The 21592-nt window shown below is 37.2% G+C and carries 14 protein-coding genes; 6 read left to right on the forward strand and 8 right to left on the reverse strand.

Annotated elements, in window-relative coordinates; translation table 11 throughout:
- Positions 1-31: 31 nt before the first annotated feature.
- The 4 genes from H6W53_RS08675 to H6W53_RS08690 form a co-directional block, all read right to left on the reverse strand.
- A complete protein-coding gene (locus tag H6W53_RS08675; protein ID WP_185206125.1) occupies positions 32-1444 on the reverse strand; it encodes an MBL fold metallo-hydrolase in 1413 nt (470 codons plus the stop codon).
- A gap of 594 nt (positions 1445-2038) precedes the next feature.
- Positions 2039-2833 carry a sulfite exporter TauE/SafE family protein gene (locus H6W53_RS08680; RefSeq protein ID WP_185206127.1) on the reverse strand — a complete coding sequence of 265 codons (795 nt, stop codon included), beginning with the start codon at positions 2831-2833 and terminating at the stop codon, positions 2039-2041.
- Between the two features lie 252 nt (positions 2834-3085).
- Complete coding sequence (locus tag H6W53_RS08685) at positions 3086-3715, reverse strand: Crp/Fnr family transcriptional regulator (RefSeq protein ID WP_185206130.1); 630 nt, start codon at positions 3713-3715, stop codon at positions 3086-3088.
- Positions 3716-3731: 16 nt separating this feature from the next.
- Positions 3732-6002 (reverse strand): family 20 glycosylhydrolase, encoded by a 2271-nt coding sequence (locus H6W53_RS08690; protein WP_185206132.1) that lies wholly within the window; start codon positions 6000-6002, stop codon positions 3732-3734.
- A gap of 103 nt (positions 6003-6105) precedes the next feature.
- Here H6W53_RS08690 and H6W53_RS08695 point away from each other — a divergent pair, with 103 nt between their 5' ends.
- The 3 genes from H6W53_RS08695 to H6W53_RS08705 all read left to right on the forward strand — a co-directional run bounded on the left by H6W53_RS08695 (position 6106) and on the right by H6W53_RS08705 (position 12583).
- Complete coding sequence (locus H6W53_RS08695; protein ID WP_185206135.1) at positions 6106-6915, forward strand: DUF4197 domain-containing protein; 810 nt, start codon at positions 6106-6108, stop codon at positions 6913-6915.
- A gap of 897 nt (positions 6916-7812) precedes the next feature.
- On the forward strand, positions 7813-10926 hold the full coding sequence (locus tag H6W53_RS08700) for a SusC/RagA family TonB-linked outer membrane protein (protein ID WP_185206137.1): 3114 nt from the start codon (positions 7813-7815) through the stop codon (positions 10924-10926).
- A gap of 10 nt (positions 10927-10936) precedes the next feature.
- Positions 10937-12583, forward strand: coding sequence for a RagB/SusD family nutrient uptake outer membrane protein (locus H6W53_RS08705; RefSeq protein WP_185206140.1), 1647 nt, complete (start codon positions 10937-10939; stop codon positions 12581-12583).
- Between the two features lie 55 nt (positions 12584-12638).
- Here the strand turns inward: H6W53_RS08705 and H6W53_RS08710 are convergent, their stop codons facing one another.
- The gene (locus tag H6W53_RS08710; RefSeq protein ID WP_185206142.1) at positions 12639-13292 is read right to left on the reverse strand and encodes a CoA transferase subunit B; all 654 of its coding nucleotides are present in this window, start codon (positions 13290-13292) and stop codon (positions 12639-12641) included.
- A gap of 121 nt (positions 13293-13413) precedes the next feature.
- On the opposite strand from H6W53_RS08710, the gene H6W53_RS08715 reads away from it, so the two are divergent.
- Positions 13414-15207 (forward strand): ABC transporter ATP-binding protein, encoded by a 1794-nt coding sequence (locus H6W53_RS08715; protein WP_185206144.1) that lies wholly within the window; start codon positions 13414-13416, stop codon positions 15205-15207.
- Positions 15208-15414: 207 nt separating this feature from the next.
- On the opposite strand, the gene H6W53_RS08720 is transcribed toward H6W53_RS08715, so the two are convergent.
- On the reverse strand, positions 15415-16116 hold the full coding sequence (locus tag H6W53_RS08720) for a CoA transferase subunit A (RefSeq protein WP_029297233.1): 702 nt from the start codon (positions 16114-16116) through the stop codon (positions 15415-15417).
- A gap of 130 nt (positions 16117-16246) precedes the next feature.
- On the opposite strand from H6W53_RS08720, the gene H6W53_RS08725 reads away from it, so the two are divergent.
- On the forward strand, positions 16247-16624 hold the full coding sequence (locus H6W53_RS08725) for a hypothetical protein (RefSeq protein ID WP_076393154.1): 378 nt from the start codon (positions 16247-16249) through the stop codon (positions 16622-16624).
- Between the two features lie 270 nt (positions 16625-16894).
- Here the strand turns inward: H6W53_RS08725 and H6W53_RS08730 are convergent, their stop codons facing one another.
- Positions 16895-19633 (reverse strand): fibronectin type III domain-containing protein, encoded by a 2739-nt coding sequence (locus H6W53_RS08730; protein ID WP_185206146.1) that lies wholly within the window; start codon positions 19631-19633, stop codon positions 16895-16897.
- A gap of 298 nt (positions 19634-19931) precedes the next feature.
- On the opposite strand from H6W53_RS08730, the gene rplS reads away from it, so the two are divergent.
- Entirely contained in the window at positions 19932-20288 is a 357-nt protein-coding gene (gene rplS / locus H6W53_RS08735) for a 50S ribosomal protein L19 (RefSeq protein WP_034709455.1), read from the forward strand.
- Positions 20289-20575: 287 nt separating this feature from the next.
- On the opposite strand, the gene H6W53_RS08740 is transcribed toward rplS, so the two are convergent.
- Complete coding sequence (locus tag H6W53_RS08740) at positions 20576-21571, reverse strand: alpha/beta fold hydrolase (protein ID WP_185206148.1); 996 nt, start codon at positions 21569-21571, stop codon at positions 20576-20578.
- Positions 21572-21592: the final 21 nt, after the last annotated feature.

Raw genomic sequence — 21592 nt, forward strand, 5'->3', positions numbered from 1 at the left:
CAAAGATCTTTCGTCTCCTTTGTTGTTAAATCTATTTTAAAACTTTAGTCTGACATACAAAATCACTTACAGGAATCCCTGTTTGGGAAATGGCGCTGAAACCGCCTTCAATTTCACTAAAATTACGGTAGCCTCTTGCCTGAAGAATACTTGCAGCCATCATACTTCTGTAACCTCCTGCACAATGTAAATAGAAATGTTCCGTAGGATCGATTAAGCTTATCCAATCGTTGATGTATGCCAAAGGTTTGTTAAATGCTTCATCTATATGTTCTGCATTGTATTCACTTTCTTTTCGGACATCAATAATTTTCGCTTCTTTTTCTTTAATTTCCTGTTCAAATTGCTGTGCGGAAATTCTGTTAATGGAATCTATTTCTTTTCCGCTGTCTTTCCATGCGTTGAAGCTACCTTTTAAAAATCCGAGAACATTGTCAAATCCTACACGGCTTAATCGGGTCACGGTTTCTTCCTCTTCATTTTCATTGGTAATGAGCAGAATTGGCTGTTTTACATCCACTACCAAAGATCCGACCCAAGGTGCAAAATCGCCATTCAGTCCAATATTGATGGATTGTGGAACAAATCCTTTTGCGAAGTCTTCGTTATTTCGTACATCCAAAATCAAAGCACCAGAATGTTCTGCCATTTCTTCAAATTCGTCAGGAGAAAATGCCTGTAAACCTTTTGACAAGACCTCATCGAAACTGTCGTAGCCTTTTTTGTTCATTGCCACGTTCATTCCAAAATACGCAGGAGGCGGAAGAAGTCCGTCTGTAACCGATTTGATGAAACTTTCCTTATCTTTCTGATTCAAGGCGTAATTGGTTTTCTTCTGATTTCCAAGTGAGTCTACCGTTTCTTTCTGCATATTTTTTCCGCATGCAGAACCTGCTCCGTGTGCAGGATAAACAGTGATATCATCATTCAAAGGTAAAATTTTGCTGTAAAGACTTTCATAAAGTAAGCCTGCCAATTCTTCCTGCGTCATGTTTGCTGCTTTCTGTGCCAGATCGGGACGGCCTACATCACCTAAAAACAAAGTATCTCCGCTAAAAAGGGCTGTTTCTTTGCCGTTTTCGTCCATCAGAAGAAAAGATGAGCTTTCCATGGTATGACCGGGTGTGTGAAGAACTTTTATGGTTATATTTCCTACCTCAAAAACCTGATTGTCTTCTGCAATGATGGCTTCAAATTCCGGTTTTGCAGTGGGACCGTAAACGATGGGTGCGCTTGTTTTTCTGCTTAAATCGAGATGTCCGCTGACAAAATCTGCATGAAAATGGGTTTCAAAAATGTATTTAAGGGTAACGTTATCTTTTATAAGACGCTCAATATAAGGCTGCGTTTCTCTTAATGGATCTATGATTGCCGCTTCACCGTTAGAAACAATGTAATAAGCGCCCTGCGCTAAACATCCTGTATAAATCTGTTCTATTTTCATTTTTTATGATTTTAAATTTTAATTATTTTTTCTGATACAAATTTCAGGGTTTGGGATTTTCTGTACCGCTACTTTTGTTACAGAAGGGTTTTTATTTTTTTTAACGCAAAGACCACGAAGATTTTTTTAAATATTGTAATTTTTTGGGGTTCACGAAGCCGCTAACGCTTATAAGAGATTGAATTTCATGTATTTTAATTAAAATTAACTTTAATCGAAATTTAGTACAAGTTCTGGCTAAAGCCCCCACTGTTTTCTTGATTATTAAAATGAGCTGAAGCCCATTCCTATTGATACTTTTGTCCTGTTTTTACATCAAACTCACATTAAAACACTATGTATCCAAAGATTTTTTAACTACTACGCTTTTTTGAATATCACAATGATGCTAACACTTTTAAATGATTGGACTTTATGATATTTTATTTTCTACATTCAGAAATTTAAACTTTGATGTTTTTTTCTCCCGAATCTTTCGCAGCCCGACCTGAGTGGAGCTCTTTTTGTTTTTTACAAAACAAAAAGATTGGGAGCCCTTCTCGATAAACTCAGGATAAACTACAGGCGCAAACAGTTGCCCTAATAAAGAAAAAACTACAAAAAAAGTTCTTTAATGATGATGTACATTCCCATCACGAGAATGAACCATCCGAAAGCAGGTTTGAGTTTTTTTCCGTCGATTTTTTTGGATAACTGCGAACCGATGATGATGCCTACAATGGCAATTGATGAAATGGTGGTTAATAATTTCCAATCGATTTTCACAGTATTCATTGATGAGAAAAATCCGATGAGGGAATTGAGCGAAATGATAACCAACGAAGTTCCGATGGCTGCTTTCATTGGGGTTTTGAGGAGATTAACAAGAGCGGGAATGATCATAAATCCGCCTCCTGCTCCGACTAAACCTGTTAAAATTCCGACAACAGATCCTTCTCCTGCTGCCAAAAGGGTACTGTTTTTCTGTAAATCTGATGTTTCAGTAACACAATCTGTAGTTTTCTGAATCATTTTGTAGGAAGCTAAAATCATTAATCCTGCAAAAATTAAAAGTAATAGAATATCTTTGGTTACCACAAAATTGCTGACCGTAACAACTTCATCGGGAATTAAGGGTACAATATAATTTCGCGTCAGGAAAATGGAAATAATGGACGGAATGCCGAAAACAAGGGCGGTTTTTAAATTTACCAGACCTTTTTTAAAATAGGAAACTGAACCTACCACACTGCTGATTCCGACAATAAAAAGGGAATATTCTGTTGCCAGAAAAGCGTCTAATCCGAAAAGGTAAACCAAAACGGGAACGGTAAGAATGCTTCCGCCACCACCGATTAAACCTAACGAAATTCCTATTAAAACAGAAGCGAGATATCCAAAAATTTCCATGTTTTCAACTTTATGTTGCAAAATTGAAGATATCGGGAAAGGTGTACCGCTACTTTTGTTACAGAACGGCTTTTTAATGCTAAGTTTGCGAAAATTTTTACTTTAGTTGTTATGTTGAAAGAATCTTAAGATTTTTTTGATCGCGAAATTCGCTAAGATTTTCTTGACTACTCAATGTTTTTAAATTCACGAAGCTACTTCGACAAGCTAAGTATAAACTATTCATTTAGATAAGATTGCGAAGAGTTTTGTCTAATCTTCTAAAATCACAATTTTATTTCGTCCGAGCTGGAGTTTTCCGGAATCTTCAAGCTGTTTCAGGAGTCGGGAAACAACGACTCTGGCTGTTCCGAGTTCATTGGCAAGCTGTTCGTGGGTGATGACGATGGTTTTGGAATTCAGAATTTCAGATTTTTTGTTAAGAAGATTCAGAAGTCTTTCATCTACTTTTTTGAAAGCGATCGCATTGATGATATCCAAGAGTTCTTCAAAACGTTTATGGTACAGCCTGAAAATATAATCGAGCCATTCGGGATATTCTTTAATAAACAATGAAACCTTGTCAACAGGCAGAAACAGGATTTCGGTATCTTCTTCTACTTCCGCTTTTACGATGCTTTTTTCGTTGTGCATTCCGCCCAGAAAAGACATAATGCAGCTTTCTCCGGCTTTGATGTAGTACAGAAGAATTTCCCTCCCGTCTTCTTCGGTACGGATCACTTTCATCATCCCTTTCATTACAATCGGAATAGAACGGATGGACGAATTTTCATCGAGAATAATATCACCTTCCTGATAAGTTTTCGTTACTCCGTATTGGTAAAGCTTTTCCACGAGTTCCGGAGAGGAAGTAAATTCTGAAGAAAGCACTGAATCCTGCATAATTAAATTTCTAAGGCTAATTTACGCCAATTTCGTCAACAAAAAGCCAAGCTTTAGAATCCGCGCCCGGATTTCCCGCAGGAATAATGCCTGCATTTTCTATTCTCACCTTAATATATTTTGAATTCTGGCTTCCTACGTTAACTTTAATTTTTCCATTTGCAGAAAGGATTTCCTCTTTTCCGACTTCTTTGATTAACTTAAAATCTGTTCCATTGTCTGACACAAAAATCTGAGCCGATTTAGAGAAATGAATCCAGCTTCCTTTGTTGTCTAAAGTATTGAAATAGACTTCCGAAAACTGCGTTTTCTGTCCGAAATCAATGGTTGCCACCACATCTTTTCCATTAAAACCGAGCCATGTTTTTCCCAATTGTTTTTGGTTTCCAGTAATTCCGTCGATTAAAGTAAAAGCTCCGCCGAAAGAATAATTTTCACTTGGCTGTTCTTCTAATGTAATTTTTTTTCCGGTTGTTTTGGATATCGTGAAAATTTGGGAAGATACAGCGCTTTTAAGCTGTCCATTTTCGAAATAGGCAGATTTAACCGTCATTGATTTTGAAATCTGAACAGGATTTTTATAGTTTTGAGAATTGGCAGAAGGATCTGTTCCATCCACTGTATATCGTATTCCATCAGGATTCTGAGAGGTTGAAAGTTCGTAAGCTACCCCATTTTCAGAAGGAATTACTTTCCCTGAAACATTGTAAATGCTTTTGGCGTAATTCACTCCCATTTTATCCAGATTTTTGAATTCATTAATTACTCTTCCTTCGAATTCTTTGTAATTTTTAGGATCAGAAGTTCCCCAACCTACTTCCGAAAGCGCTAATAATCTTGGAAAAATCATATACTGAACGTGGTTGAAATCAAGAATATACTCGGTCCACAAATTTGCCTGAACTCCTAAAATATATTTTGCCTGTTCAGCATTCAGTTCTTCAGGAATCGGATTGTAAGAATAGACTTTATCCAAAGGCGTAAATCCTCCGAAAGCATTGGGTTCTGTCGCCGGATCTCCCTGATAATGATCGAAATAACAGTAAGAACCGGGAGTCATGACGGCAAAATGACCGGATTTGGCAGCTTCTACCCCGCCTTTAATTCCTGTCCAGCTCATTACTGCCGCATTTGGAGCCAGTCCGCCTTCCAGAATTTCGTCCCAACCGATAATTTTTCTGCCTTTTGAATTCACGTATTTTTCAATTCTTCGGATGAAATAGCTTTGCAGGCCATGTTCATCTTTCAGGTTATTTTTTTTGATTAATTCCTGACAATGTGCGCATTCTTTCCATCTTGTTTTCGGGCATTCATCGCCTCCGATGTGGATGTATTGCGAAGGAAAAAGACCGATTACCTCATCTAAAACATTTTCTAAAAAGGTAAAAGTTTCATCTTTCGGACAGAAAACATCATCAAAAACGCCCCATTTTGTGGCAGGTTCGAAAGATCCTTTTGTACAGGCTAAATCAGGATACGCAGAAAGTGCCGCCAAAGCATGACCCGGCATTTCTATTTCCGGAACTATGGTAATATGTCTTTCCTGAGCGTATTTTACGACTTCTTTAATCTGATCCTGCGTATAAAAATAAGGTCCGTAAGGTTTTCCGTCGAAGGTATTATCAACATACGCTCCGATCATCGATTCTTTACGTTTTGAACCGATCTGCGTTAATTTCGGATATTTTTTAATTTCAATTCTCCAACCCTGATCGTCCGTTAAATGCCAGTGAAACGTATTCAGTTTATACATGGCGAGATAATCGATGTATTGTTTCACTTCTTCAACGGTGAAAAAATGTCTGGAAACGTCCAAATGCATTCCTCTCCATTGAAATTTTGGGGAATCCTGGATTTCGAGAGCGGGAATTTTTCCGTCTTCTGAAGTTTTTATTAATTGTAAAAGAGTTTGAATGCCTTGAAAAAGACCTTCAGGATTCTTTCCAATAACCATAATCATTTCGTTACTGATATTTATAATGTAATTTGAATTAAACTCTCGTTTATTATCAGTTTTTAAATCTTTATTTAACAGTAGCGAAATAAAATTTGGCTTTGTTTTTTTTATGTTTTGAGATGAATTTTTTGGATAGATTTTTTTAAAATTATCCATAAAATATTTGTATTCATTCGATTTTTTGTCTCCCACGAAAAGTGTATTCCCGCTTACCTCGAAATTCCCTGTTTTTAATTCAACCTTTTGCGGATAGGGAATTAAATTTAATCTGGTTTGAGTAAAAAAGAGACTTGAAAAAAGCACAGAAAGAATCAGTAAAAAACGCTGCATTTTGTGGATTTAAGATTTAAGCGAATATACTTATTTTCTGAAAATTTTAAAGATGATTTAACTTATTAAGAAACAAAACATCTAATTTTGCAAAAAATAAACGATGAGAAAAACATTTCTTTTGATAGGCGGACTTTTATTTTCAGTTTCCGCACAGGCACAAATTTTAGATGTTATAAAATCTACCGTGAAAGATCAGACAGGAATTGATCTTAACAATCCTAAAGTTCCGGCTCAAACCAACGGAACCACAACCACGCCAAAAACGACAACAACAGCATCATCCGTTAATCTGGGAAGTCTTACATCAACTCAAATTTCTTCTGGACTAAAGGAAGCTCTGAGTCTCGGTGTAAATGAAGGCGTGAAAAAATTAGGCGTAACGGACGGTTTCCTGAAAAATGAAGCTGTAAAAATTTTAATGCCCGAAAAACTGAGAAAAATCGACACTACTTTACGCTCTATCGGGTTGGGAAGTCTTGCAGACCAAGGAGTGAAATTACTCAACAGAGCTGCAGAAGATGCCGTAGTGGAAGCCGCCCCGATCTTTACGAAAGCGATTACTTCAATGACGATTACCGATGCTAAAAATATTTTACTGGGAAGTAATAATGCAGCGACAAACTATTTACAGACTAAAACTCAATCGCAATTATTTACAGCGTTTCAGCCAAAAGTAAAAGCTTCACTGGGAAAAGTGGGAGCCGATAAAGTCTGGAGCAATATTATTTCTAAATACAATACTTTTACCGGACAGGCTGTAACCACAGATCTTAATGAATATGTAACCACAGAAACCATCAACGGGGTTTTCAAAATGGTGGCAGAAAAAGAAAGCGGAATCCGAAATACGCCTGCCATGAGAACCACAAGTATTTTGCAGAAGGTTTTCGGAGCTCAGGACGGTAAATAATATACGCTAACTGAGACTTTATTCTCTTTTAATACAAAAATACCATCCATCTTGCAGACTGCAGGATGGATTTTTTATGTCTGATAAAGATTTACACGGTTTTTTTTTAAAAACTAACTGATAATCAAAATATTGCATTTCATTAATTAACCTTCAGACAAAATGGTATTACTTTGATAAGTTCTATGACTTTGTATATCTTAAAAGCTGAATTCCTGATAATTGAATCTATTTGTTTAACCATTGCGGTTAAGAAGACTTATCCCGAACTCACGTTAATTAATTATATTAGACTTAGTTCATTACAAAGATTTGTGATCTAAATTGTTTTTAATTTAAATGCTGATAAGTTTAGACTAAAGCCAATTGATTCCTAATTGTTAAAATGAAATAAAGCCTTCTCCTATTGATTCTTGTATCGTTATTATTCTGAACTTTTAGGACATTAAAAATGTTGTGGAAATGTTAGACGAATTTTAACATGAAACTGAAAAATAACTCTAATTTTTGCAAGATCTTTTTTTTTAATCATTTTTACTTTTTCAAATGTTTCTTTTTTCACAGAATTAAGAAAAAACATCCTTCTTGCTATTGATTTTGGGAGATTTAAAAAGAAGAATATTTTATAAAACATGACAAAAATCACATTTTAAAATACACAATTAATAAAATAAATTACTGAATATCAATTATTTAAAATTTAAAGTTAACATTATATTAAAAAAAATAAAATTTTTATTAAAAAAAGTTTAATATAGAAGCCAGATAATAAAATCAAATTGCGCAATCGATTACACAAAAGTTTTTAATTCGTTTTTTCAACAGAATTTCGGGAAGTAGCTAAGCTCTGATTCTTATTGAAAAGAAAAACATTTAATTCAAAAAAAAACTAAAATTATGTCATCTGAAAAAATAGCAAAATCCGGCTTTCTGATTCGAAAAAAGCTTGCTGTTTTGTTTCTGTTTTCCTCTGTAGCAGTTTTTGCGCAGCAGGGTAAAGAGGTAAGCGGAAAGATTACTAACAACAAGCAGGCTCCTGTTCCTAACGCAACGGTGAAGGAAGAAGGTACAGAAAATTCTGTTACTACAGATGCTGAAGGAAATTTCATCATCAAACTGCTTAAGGATCAGTCTTCGCTTTCTATTGAAAATGAAGGATTTCAGTCGCAGATTATCCCGGTGAACAACCGTTCTTTTATTGCGGTTCCGCTAAAGGAAGAAAAAACGAAAAGCATCGAGCAGATTGTACTGGTAGGTTACGGCAGCGTTAAAAAATCAGATCTTACAGGATCTGTAAATACTTTAAGTACCGACAAAATTATAGAACGAAATACTACAAGTGCACTGGAAGGTATTCAGGGAAGTATGCCCGGAGTACAGATAACTTCGAATTCTGGGAGAGTGGGCGATGGTTTTAAAATGACGATCCGCGGAAATAATTCTCTCATCTCATCCGGAAATCCATTATATGTTGTAGACGGAGTTCCTACGGATAATATCGATTTTCTGAATCCTCAGGATATTGCCCGAATGGATATTCTTAAGGATGCTTCTTCTGCTGCAATATACGGTTCCAGAGGAGCGAGCGGAGTGGTTTTGGTAACCACTAAAAACGGAGCTACCGTAAAATCCGGAGTAAGTGTTTCTCTGGAAACTTCTTATGGTGTAAGAACTGCCGCCCGTTTACCGAAAATGATGTCCGGAGAAGAATGGTGGCGCTTTCATCAGGCAGCATATCTCAGCGCAAATCCTATGACCCAGACTCCTGCACAACTGGCAACACTTGCCGGAAACCAGAGTCCTCTTCTTGTACAGAGAGCCAATAACGGTTATAATTTCGACTGGTATGATGCGGTACTTCAGCCGGGTTCTACCCAAAATCATTACATTAATGTTTCGGGAAGGTCTGAAGGAGGACTGGGATATAATTTATCTTTCGGTATTCAGGGAAATGAAGGGATTATTGCCAATGATTCTAACGACAAGTATACTTTTAAACTGGGAATTAATCATAAGATCAATTCTAAATTTACAACTGGTGCTAATATAACGGTTGCAAGAACTGTTACAGAATACGGAAGTGATCTCGCCATGAGATCGGCATTCAGTTTCAGTCCGCTTATTTCGCCTTACGCAGTAGATGCAAATGGAAACGATATTCCGGGACAACTGTTTTTATTACCCGGAAAACTTACATATCCGGACGGATCCTGGGCAATTAATAAAACAAGTACCATCAACCCTCTTCTGGAAATTGCCAACTCCAGACAAAATGAAAGGGTGTGGCAGACTTTGGGAAATTTATTTTTTCAATATCAGCCTAAAAAATGGCTTTCTTTAAAAACTACATTTTCTGCCGGATTTTCAAACTCAAGACTTGGAATCTCCAACACAGCGGAAACAAATGTAGGTATTGCGCTTAACAGACTCAACTCTGCTTCTGTAGGCAAAACTGAAAATTTCAATTATACGTGGGATAATCAGATTGATATAAAACATACTTTTAAAGATGTTCATGATGTAAGTCTATTGTTGCTGCAAAGTATTTACTCTAGTGAAGAGGAATCTTCCTATGGCTATTCTAACGGACAGCCTTTTAATTCTGAATTTTATAATCTGGGCTTCGGACTTCAGAGCAGTTATCAGCTTCAGGCGGCTCCTTACATGAAGAGAACTCTTAATTCTTATGCTGTACGACTGAATTACGGGTTTAAAGATAAATATTTATTGACGACATCTACCCGATGGGATGGTTCCTCGGTATTATCCACCGGCAATAAGTGGACTGCTTTTCCTTCTCTAGCATTGGGATGGAAAATAAGTAAGGAATCTTTTCTTGAAAATGTATCTTCTATTTCAGAATTAAAACTAAGAGCAAGTATCGGATATACCGGAAACGACAATGTTGCACCTTATCAGTCGCTTGCATTACTGGATCAGCAGACTTTTTATGCTAATGGAAGTACACTCGTTCCGGGATTACAATCCTCCGTTTTCGCGAATCCGCTCCTTACATGGGAAAAAACAAGGGAGCTTAATTTCGGGCTGGATTTCGGATTTTTAAAAAACAGAATCAGCGGTACTGTTGATGTATACGACAGACTTTCCGATAATCTGATCTACAGACAACAGCTTCCCGCAGAAATGGGGATTAAATATACCTACTCGAATGTAGGATCTGTAAGCAACAAAGGGGTTGAAGTATTACTGACCACAAAAAATATTAAAAGTAAACTCATAAACTGGGAGACGACTTTTACCTTTACGAAAAACGTAAATAAACTCGAATCCATTTACAATCAGGATCAGGTAAGCGATAAGGGAAATCTTCTTATTTTAGGTTCCAGCTTAAACCCGAATTTCAATTATGTGTACGACGGAGTTTGGCAGGAAAGTGAGGCAGCGCAGGCAGCCGCTTACGGGCAGGCTCCGGGAATGGCACGTCCGAAAGATCTTAACGGCGACGGAAAATTTGATGCAAATGACAGAACGGTTATCGGCAGTTCGGTTCCGAAATGGCAGGGAAGTTTTTACTCCAGACTTACGGTAGGGAAATTCGATTTCAATTTTTCTATTATTACCAGTCAGGGACAAACGGTTCTCAGTACTTTTCATCAAAATTTTGCCGATGTTTCAGACAGAGGCCGTCAGAAAATGGCGATGGAATATTTTGTACCAACTAATAGTGCAGGACTTGCAGCTAATGCTAATACAACTAATCCAAGACCGGGTCCGGTTGCAACAGGAGCAGGAGCATTTTGGTCTACAGGATTCGGGTATTACAGAGATATTTCTTTTGTGAAGGTAAAAAACATTTCGCTTGGATATACTTTTGATTCGGAATTCCTCAGCAAAATAAAGATGAGCAATCTCAGAGTTTACATTAATGTTCTCGATCCTTTTGTATTTACCAAATTCGACGGATATGATCCTGAATGGGCAGCCGCAAATATCGGGATCAACAGACCGGCTTCAATTACTACACAATTAGGACTAAGTGCTAAATTTTAATTCTACAATCATGAAAAAGATATTCTTAACATTAATTTTCGCCGCCTCGATTTTCAATTCCTGCAGCGATTTTCTCGAAGAAGAAAGTTTGTCTAATGCTCCTGCAGACGACGCCTATAAGACTGCGGTAGGGTTTCAGTTACTTGTGAACACCGATTATGCATGGTTAAAAAGTATCTATGGTGGAGATCCGTGGCTTTTTGTAGCGGGTACAGATATGTATGCGGAAGGAAGAACGCCGGAACCGGCAGGTCTCAGCCAATATACTCAACTTATTCCCGCTTCAGAAGGTGTGGATCAGTTATATACATCCTGTTATCAGCTTATTCAGGCGGTAAACAAGACTGTATACTATTCTAAAATTACAGAACAGACTGCCAATGTTCCGGTATTGGTGGGAGAAGCAAGGTTTTTAAGAGCCAATGCATATTTTCTGCTGGTGCAGACGTATGGCGGAGTACCGATTGTAGAAGAGAACTTTACTTTGCCAGTTCTTCAGTTTGACAGAAATTCAGCAGAACAAGTATATACGTACATCATCAATGAGTTGAAAGCTTCACTTGCAGCGGTAGGAACACAAGCTTATTCTACCAGCGGAAAAGTTAATAAAAGAGCAGTGAATGATCTTTTGGCAAAAGTATACCTTACCCGAGGCTATGAGACTTTCGGTTCGGCTTCAGATTTTGCAACTGCGGCAACGTATGCAGATGCAGCCATCGCAGGACAGGGATTAACAATTGCCCCTGCTGATTTATTTTATCCCGGTAAAGATCTTAATGCTGAAACTATTTTTTCTGTACAGTATGATTTTGCTTCTACCAGTACATCTCCTACTACCCTTGGAAACAAGCAGTTTTACTATTTCAGTTCATATCTTGGCGGTGCAGAAACCAATGGTAACGCTCCGTTAAGAAGTTATAATCTTTGCCCGACATCTTACGCATTGAATTTATTTAAAAAAGGAGATCTGAGATGGGAGTCTACCTTTATGAACGTTGTGTATGAAAGATATTACGACTTTTTCAGAGTAGCAGATAAATCTACGCTGAGAATTAAACATTTTTATGAACCTTTATGGTATACCGCAGCAGATAAAACAGCGTGGCTGTCTGCCAATGCTTCAAAACTCGCTCCGGGATTTGTTTACCACGACAAAGGAACTTTTGATGCAGCTTATACTTTGGTGAAGAATCTGGATTACCAGACCATTCCTGTGAAAAAGTTTGATGATCCTTCCCCTTCAACTCCATCCAGCACGGGAGCCGTAAGTACGAGAGATATTATTGTTTCAAGACTTGCAGATACGTATCTTATTGCAGCAGAAGCCTATTTGAAATCAGGAAATTCTGCTTTAGGACTTTTAAGACTGAATGCAGTAAGAGTAAGAGCGGGAGTTCCGGATGCTACACCGGCAGAATTTAACATCGATTATATTCTTGATGAACGCGGCAGAGAAATGCTTGGAGAATACAACAGATGGTTTGATCTTAAGCGTACAGGAACTCTTATTACAAGAACTGTACAGTACAATTATAAAATTACAAGTGCTTCTAACTTCAATGGTAATAACGGAGCCAAGAAAATTTTAAGACCTATTCCGCAGACGGTTTTAGATCTTAATCAGAATAAAAATTTTCCGCAAAACCCAGCTTATTAATATACTATTCAAAAAAATAATCCGCCTTTATGAGACGGATTATTTTTTTATTGTGCTAAAACTGCATTTCCGGAATTTCTCCTTCAATAATCAGATCGGCTTCTGTAGATTGTATGATGTGCTCCACAGAAACTCCCGGAGCTCTTTCAATAAGCTTAAAACCCTGAGGCGTAACATCTAGAACGGCTAATTCAGTGACCACTCTTTTCACGCAGTTTACTCCGGTTAAAGGAAGTGAGCATTTTTTCAGAATTTTACTTTCTCCTGCTTTATTCACGTGCATCATGGCTACGATAATGTTTTCCGCAGAAGCTACAAGATCCATTGCACCTCCCATTCCTTTCACCATTTTCCCCGGAATTTTCCAGTTGGCAATATCTCCGTTTTCGGCAACTTCCATGGCTCCCAAAATGGTAAGATCCACTTTCTGTGCTCTGATCATTCCGAAACTGAACGCCGAATCGAAGAAGGAACCTCCGTCTAAAATCGTGATCGTCTGTTTTCCGGCATTGATGACATCTGCATCTTCTTCTCCCTCAAAAGGAAATGGTCCCATTCCCAAAACTCCGTTCTCACTCTGGAACTCTACCGAAAGATTATCCGGAACGTAGTTGGCAACCAAGGTTGGAATTCCGATTCCTAAATTTACATAATATCCGTCTTTTACTTCTCTTGAAATTCTTTGTGCAATTTGTTCTTTAGTCAGCATAGCTTAATCTTATCCCGCCAAATTAGCCATTTTTTCAGAATTACGAAATAATTTTCTTTCTTATCCTATGATAAATGTTACTTCTTAAATTGTTGTAAATTTGTATGCCTTAATTTAACCGATGAAAATTTTATTACATTACCTCAAGCCTTACAAATGGCTGATTATTATTTCGCTGTTTTTAGCTGCTGTAAATCAGGTATTTTCTTTATTTGCACCTGCCATTACAGGGAATATATTAGACAAACTTGTTACCCATCCCAATTTTTTCGATAAAGAGAAAACCCTTCCGAGAAATATGGAAGAATATCTCTACGGAACAGATATTTACCATGGTGTATTCTACTTTTTAGGGCTTTTAATCGGTACTGCGATGATCAGCCGTATCGCCAAAGCGTTTCAGGATTATGTGGTGAATGTGATTATTCAGAAATTCGGGGCTAAAATTTTTACGGACGGTCTGAAGCATTCGATGAGGCTTCCTTTTCAGGAATTTGAAGACCAGAGAAGTGGTGAAACGCTTTCTATTTTAACGAAAGTACGTGAAGATTCTGTAAAGTTTATCAATAATTTCATTAATGTCTTCTTTGGAATTTTAGTGAGTATCATTTTCGTTTCTGTGTATGCAATTCGTCTGCACTGGTCGATTATGCCGGTTTATGTAGTGGGAATTATTTTTATTGCAGTGGTAACGAATTTATTAAGTAAAAGAATAAAAACCATTCAGAAAAATATTGTTACCGAAACAACCAATCTTGCGGGAAGTACCACGGAAAGTCTCAGAAATATTGAGATCGTAAAAAGTTTAGGACTGACCAATCAGGAAGTTGAACGTCTGAACAACAATACCTATAAAATTCTGAATCTGGAACTGAGAAAGGTAAAAAGTATCCGTTCCCTGAGTTTTGTACAGGGAACTCTGGTTAATTTTTTACAGCAGACCATTACTTTCACTTTATTATTATTGATTTTTAAAAATATTGTAACTCCGGGACAGTATTTATCGTTAATGTTTTACGGATTCTTTATTTTCGGACCGATGCAGGAAATTGGAAATATCATCATTTCTTACCGTGAAGCTCAGGCTTCGCTGAATAATTTCGACCGGGTGATGAAAAAAGAAGTGGAACCGAAACCTTTAACGCCAAAGAAAATCGGAGCTATTGAGGAGCTTGAGTTTGAAAAAGTTTCTTTTCAGCATCAGACTGCGCATTATAAGGCTTTAAGTTCTATTTCCTTTAATGTAAAAAACGGAGAAACCATTGCTTTTGTAGGACCAAGCGGTTCGGGAAAAAGTACTTTGGTAAAACTGTTGGTGGGATTATACAGGCCGCAGGAAGGCTCTATTTTATACAACAATATCAACGGAAAAGAATTTGATTTTGATGAGCTGAGAAACCAGATCGGATTTGTAACGCAGGACACTCAGCTTTTTGCAGGAACTATTAAAGAAAATCTTTTGTTTGTAAACCCTTCTGCAACGGAAGAAGATCTGCAATTGGCTTTAAAAAAGTCAAGCTGTACCGCGCTTTTGGAACGTGCTGAAAACGGAATTAATACCGTGATTGGTGAAGGCGGACTAAAACTAAGCGGCGGTGAAAAGCAGAGAATTGCGATTGCAAGAGCATTACTGAGAAAACCTCATTTACTGATCTTTGATGAAGCTACTTCTGCACTGGACAGTATTACCGAAGAGGAAATTACCACAACCATTAAAGAAATTTCAAAGGAAAAAGAGCAGATTACGGTTCTTATTGCACACCGTTTAAGCACGATTATGCACGCCGACAGAATTTACGTTTTAGAACGCGGACAAATTGTAGAAACCGGCTCCCATCTTAATCTTATTGAAGAAAAAGGTTTGTATTATGCCATGTGGAGACAGCAAATTGGGGAGAGAAAAACTTTGGTGTAGATGAGATGGAAGTTGGAAGCGGGATGATGGATGTTGATATGATTGTGAGATTCTTCACTTTTGTTCATAATGGCTAATGACAATTGATAACCTTATTCTTTACTCTCTTTTCATTATTATTTCCTAAATGACAATTAGGCTTTATAACTAAAATAAATTACCCCGAATGTTGATTTCGGGGTATTATTTTTATGAAGAAATTTAAAATTAATCTCTTTTTCTAACGGTTCTCTGCTCGATTCTTTTTTCGAATTTCTCACCCTGAAAAATTCTCTGAATCATGATTCCCGGAATATGAATCTGGTTGGGATCCAATTCTCCCGGCTCTACCAATTCCTCTACTTCTGCAATAGTAATTTTTCCTGCTCCCGCCATCGGATGATTGAAGTTTCTTGCCGATCCTTTGAAGATAAGGTTTCCGGCGTGATCTCCTTTCCATGCTTTTACAATTGAGAAGTCCGCTTCATAAGCATATTCCAGAATGTGGGGTTTTCCTTTGAAATCTTTTACTTCTTTTCCTTCCGCTACTTCCGTCCCGAAACCTGCCGGTGTGTAAAAAGCGGGAATTCCTGCCTGTGCCGCTCTGCATTTTTCTGCCAAAGTTCCCTGTGGAGTAAGTTCCACTTCCAGTTCTCCTGAAAGCATCTGTCTTTCGAATTCTGCATTTTCTCCCACATAAGACGAAATCATTTTTTTGATCTGTCTTTTGTGAAGCAGTAATCCCAAACCGAAATCGTCTACTCCGGCGTTGTTTGAAATACAGGTTAAGTCTTTTACATCACTCTCTACCAAAGCATTAATTGAGTTTTCAGGAATTCCGCAAAGTCCGAATCCGCCTAACATTAATGTCATTCCGTCTTTAATGCCTTCGATGGCTTCCTTTGCATTTTTTACTCTTTTATCTATCATGAAATATTAGATTTTTCTGTTGGCTAAATTTAATAATTTTTCTCATATATCCGGTGTTCAGGATTTTTTGATTTTTTTCGTGGTCTGAAATTTGGATAGTCTACATCATCACCCCACAAATATTTATATTATGGAAGCAAAAAATATTTCAAGAATTGCACTCGGCGCATTTTTAATTACCGCAGGAATAGGACATCTTACTTTCGCAAGGAAAGAGTTTCAGGCGCAGGTTCCGGAATGGGTTCCTCTGGATAAAGATGATACTGTTGTTTATTCGGGAGTTGCTGAAATCGCTTTAGGAACAGCCATGATTGCGACTCCTAAAAAATACAGGAAAAATATGGGAAGAATTGTAGCCGGATTTTTTGCAGCTGTTTTCCCAGGAAATATTGCTCAGTATAAAAACAGAAGGGATTCTTTTGGACTGAACACGGACAATCAAAGATTGGGAAGACTTTTTATGCAGGCTCCGCTGATTGCATGGGCACTGAAATCTACTGATGATTGATTTTAACGTCAAATATTTAGCTACGGAGAATGTTTTAGCCCAGATTGAGCGGCATGTCTGAGCTCTTTTTTTGTTTTCGGCGGCTGCTCCGCAGCCGCCGAAAACAAAAAAAGCGAGTAGCGAAAGCTGGAAACAGCTCCAATTTGAATGAGCGATAATTGATGATTGATGAGCGATGGGTGAATATATAATTGATCTGAATATTACCAAAATAACAAAAACGGACTTTTCTAAGCCCGTTTTGTTGTTTTATATGAAAAATGAAGTGTCTTACTGAATGACTAATTTTAAGGTAAATAATTTTCTTGTGTATACTTTTACAAAATATACTCCTTTCGGAAGATTTTCGTTGACCAGAGAAAAACGCTGGTTATTAACATTTTTCGACTGATATAAAAGGTCTCCGTTGGCAGAAAGAAGTTCTATTTTTTCGATCGGATAATCACTTTTTATGAAAGTTGGTTCACCCGGTTTTGTAGGATTCGGATAAAGCACCACATTTTTTTCTGTACTTTTTGTTTCTTCTGTTCCTAAAGATGTTCCGGTTACCTGAAACTGAACTCTGTTTGAAACTTCCGTGTAAGAATCGTTGGTAAACATCACCATATAATAATTTCCCGGCGTTGCAGGAACTGCTGTTCCGGTGATTGTTTTGGTTCCCTGTGTAATTCCGTTAAAATAAGTATACGAAACAAACTGATCATCCGGAACCGAAATATTCTGAGGATAAATTCCGAGCCAGTCTTTGATGATTCCCGGAGAATCCGTCCATGAAGCGGTGATATTTTCTCCTAAACTGTAAACCGGCTTGTTGATCCAAAGTTCGGTTACCACATCCCCTACTTTAAAGAAAACTTTCTCACCAACTGTTGTATAACCGTCTTCTAAGAAGTACTGTGCATAATAATATCCTTTGGCAAGACCTGTAAAATTAAGCGTTCCCGAAGCCGTTGTAACGTAACTCCACTGAGTAGAATTTATGGTTCCGGGCGTGTGTCCCATTTTATAAATTCCGATCCAGTCTTTGTTTAAATTCGGTCCGTTGGAGAAATTTACGGTTACAGTTCCACCTACAGGATAAACATCTGAAGTTGTGCTTAAATTAACTTTCGGACCTACGTAAAAATTTTTTCTCGGTGTAATTTCTGTATATCCGTTATTGGCAAAAAAACCTGCAAAATACTGACCTTTGGCAGCAATTCCGTTCGGGAAAGTGGCTGTTCCTGCGGTTTGTCCGTTAGTGTACATGAAAGCCTGAGAAGTTACGGCAGAAGGATTCTGTCCTTTTTTATAAATTCCTACCCAGTCCTGATTATTTCCGGGACCGTCTGTAAAATTGGCAATAATGGGCTCGTTTTGAAGATATTCTGTTTTGTTCAAAGTAAATGTAGGGTTGGAAACCACACTTCCGGTTACTGTAAACTGTTTTACATCGCTCCATTCGCTCCATTCCATATTTCGGTCTCTGTAACGCACTTTTACATAATAGTTTCCGTTGGTTATTGAGTTGGCGGCAATGGTCGCTTTGGTAATGTCTACTCCTGCATTCAGGTTTTTCGTGATATCGGGAGTTCCATTTCCGTCTTTTCCGAACCAGTTTTCGTAATCTCTGTAAAATTCTTTTTCAATAATAGAAAAATCGGCAGCTTTACTAATTAAAAACTGAGTGGTATTCAGCAATTCTCCGTTTGAGCTTGAAAATGCACTTCCGTTTAAAGTTAACGGCAATGTAACCGGCGCCGTAAATGTATTGGAAATAGAAGGTTTTGCAGGTTTTGGCTGGTTTTTATAGCGGTGGAATGTATCAATCAGCTCATTATATTTTTTATGATAAACCCCTCCGATGGAATAAGATTCCACATCTACTTTTCCTGTGTTTACATCTACTTCCACGATTTGGTACGTCCAGTCTGTTAATGTTTTCTGAACATCATCAAAATCCTGTTCCGTCGACATTCCCCAGTACTGATCCCATGCAACTCCTCCGGAAATAATCTGGTAATTGGGCGTATTTTTCAACTGACCTCTGTGGTATAAATGGTGATGCGCTCCGACGTGCATTAAATACTTTGAAGAAGAGGTTAAAAGCGGAACGGCACTGTTTCTTACCCACGTAGAAATGTCTCCTACATATTGTTCCGCCTGATACGGTTTGTGGCTAAGAGAAATGATCCAGTCGACCGTAGAATCGCCGTTTGCGGCATTTAATACCTGTTGCAGCCAAGTCATTTGCGCAGAACCGGTATGTTCGGAACTTAAACTTATAAACAAAACATTTCCAGCCTGTTGCGCATAGTAATTTTCGTTTCCTGAGCTAATGTTTTTATACTGAATTTCATCGATGTAAAAATGTGCATAATAGGAATTCATTCCCAGACTTCCGTATGTTTCGTGATTTCCCACTGTAGTCTGAATCGGAAGATAAGGCGATAAATTAATATTTTTTTTGAAATGAACATTTTCGTAATGATCCAAAGTTCCCACATCTACCTGATCTCCAACCATAAAGGTCAAAGCAATATTATCTGAAGGATCAGAAGCTGCGCCGAATTTTTCCTTTAATTTTTTATACGCATTTAAAGTTAAGGTATCGTATCTCGGTTCTGCTTTAATCTGGTTGTCTCCCATGATGAGAAAACGAATTTTTCCGTTGGCTGTTGCCGCCTGTCCCGGTAAAGGAAGTGTTCGGAAATTATACACCGCAGATTCGCTGGTTCCTGTTTTAATTTTATAATAATATTTTGTATTGGGCTGAAGATTGGCAATTTTTGCTGTGTGATAAAAATAATTGTTGTTATACCCTGTATCTGAAAAAATATTCGTTGTTCCTGTAAAAGTGACATTCAGATTGGTTGGGCTGGTTCCGTAAAAAACGGTGGTTTCATTATTAGAAGAGGTTTTCCAGTTGATGATCATGGAAGTTGGTGTAGGATTTTGTAAGTAAGGATACAAAGCCTGCCCAAAAGCCATCTGGACGACGAAAAGGAAAAAGAAAAAATAATGTTTCATTTTTAGTTTACTTTTTATTAGATTTATTGAGATTAAAAATTGTATATCAATGAATTATCGAAATTTTTATTGTCTGATTTTATATTCGTGCAAAAGTAGAATTCACATGTAAACTGTATCTGATGGGAAGTTGAAGGAAATATTAAATCTGAACCGAAAAACGGATTGAAAATTTCATCATATTTAATATAAAATTGTTTGGAAAATTTCAAAAATGTTTTGTACATTTGCAACCTGTTATTCAACCTCTGACGAAGTCCGTGTAAGTTGCTTAGCTTTAACATTTTATTTATTAATAATGGATTTATTAAAGTACGTACAAGACAAGTACATTACAAAAAAAGAATTTCCTGAATTCAAAGCGGGTGATACGATCACTGTTTACTACGAAATTAAAGAAGGACAAAAAACAAGAACTCAGTTCTTCAAAGGAACAGTTATCCAATTGAGAGGTACTGGTTCTACAAAAACTTTCACGATTAGAAAAATGTCTGGTGATGTAGGTGTAGAAAGAGTATTCCCAATCAACATGCCGGCTCTTCAAAAAATCGAAGTTGACAGAAGAGGTAGAGTTAGAAGATCTAGAATCTACTACTTCAGAGACCTTAGAGGTAAAAAAGCGAGAATTAAAGACGCTGCTTACAAGAAGAAATAATTCAGACAACAATACATACGAAAAGAGACTGCTAATTTTTAGCGGTCTCTTTTTATTTGAATTACTATTATTTGGAGCTTTTTCCCGCTTTCCGCTGCAATCTTTTTTTTTCAAAAAAGGGATTTTTACTTCAATCGGGGCTAAAAAGGATGCATTTTAAAACCACCCCCTCAAAAATTTCAGGAAATTTTCGCCACCCCTCCAGAAGAGGAGAATTTTGCACAAAAAACGCATTTATAATTTTCCATTCCTTTATATAAACGTCTATCATGTAACTTTAAGCTTCTTTACTTAATAAATTCATACAGCGCATTCCAGAATTTATCATAGACCTCAATATGCGGAAGGTGACCTACGTTTTCAATTTCGACTAGCTTGGAACCAACAATCTGTTGTTGTGTTTTCTTTCCTAATTCCTGATATTGCCCCATTTTGGGCTGCAGTTCTTTTGGAGCGCGGTCTTTCCCGATTGCTGTTCTGTCTCTTGTTCCGATAATGAGCAAAGTGGGAACTTTTATGTTTTTAAATTCATAGCAAACCGGCTGATTGTAAATCATATCTGAAGTTAAGGCTGCATCCCATGCAACTTTCGGGTAATCAGGATGCAACGTCCATCCTGCAATTAAGTCTAACCAGGGTTGATATTCTGCTTTCCATTTATTATCATAATAAAATTTAAGCTGATAATTTTTGTAAGTTTCTGCGGTATTTTTTAATTCTGACTGATATGCCTGATCAATGGTTTGATAAGTGGCAAACGTTTTATAATCTTCCAATCCGATTGGATTTTCCAAGATCAATTTTTCGACTTTTTCGGGGTATTGTAAAGTAAACCTTGTTGCAACCATCCCTCCCATCGAATGTCCTAAAACAATAATTTTATCGATTTGTAATTTATCCAAAATGGCTTTTGTATTTTCTGCCAACTGCGAAAATGAAAACTGGTAACTTTGAGGCTTCGAAGATTTTCCAAATCCTATCTGATCCGGAATAATCACTCTGAAACCATTATCTGAAAGGTCTTTGGCGGTTTTTTCCCAATAAGCTCCGTTAAAATTTTTACCATGAAGAAGCATTATGGTTTTACCGTTTGGCTTTGTTGGTTGTACATCCATATAGGCCATTCTCAAATCGTTTTTCTGAGATTTGAAATTTAAAAACTGAACTTCAAAAGGATATTGATAGTTCGTTAATTCCGCATCCAGTGGTTTCACCTGTGACAATAAAAGATTCGTACTTGTAATAAAAATTAATGCGGTAAATATATTTCTGTAATATTTCATAAACCATTTTATCTACTGAAA

The sequence above is a fragment of the Chryseobacterium sp. C3 genome (assembly GCF_014218905.1).
Lineage (GTDB): Bacteria > Bacteroidota > Bacteroidia > Flavobacteriales > Weeksellaceae > Chryseobacterium > Chryseobacterium mucoviscidosis.